The following is a 268-nucleotide window of genomic DNA, read 5'->3' as shown; positions in this document are numbered from 1 at the left end:
AGCAGGCTGTGCCGGTTGTATTATCGGAGATGCCAAAGCTAGCAGCTGAGTTTCCTTTAGTATTTTTACGCCAAAGTAATGGTGAGTTGGCCCCTTTTGCATTGTTTTCGCTTGCGCCACAGCGCAACAACTTCGTTGAGCAGGGCAAATGGCTGGCAAAGCGCACTCCATTAGCGCTGTTTAATCAACCGTTGATACTCAGCCAAACTAAGGGCAATGATTATATTGTTGCGGTTGATATGCAAAGCGAGCTGATCGCCAATGCTGA

The 268-nt window shown here is 47.4% G+C and carries 1 protein-coding gene; it reads left to right on the top strand.

What is annotated here, in order from left to right:
* Positions 1-29: 29 nt before the first annotated feature.
* A partial coding sequence (locus CWC11_RS21635; RefSeq protein ID WP_249330801.1) for a SapC family protein occupies positions 30-268 on the top strand: 239 nt, incomplete at its 3' end.

This window comes from Pseudoalteromonas sp. S3178 (assembly GCF_005886985.1).
Classification (GTDB): Bacteria; Pseudomonadota; Gammaproteobacteria; order Enterobacterales; family Alteromonadaceae; genus Pseudoalteromonas; species Pseudoalteromonas carrageenovora.
This window is presented reverse-complemented; position numbering and strand designations above follow the sequence as displayed.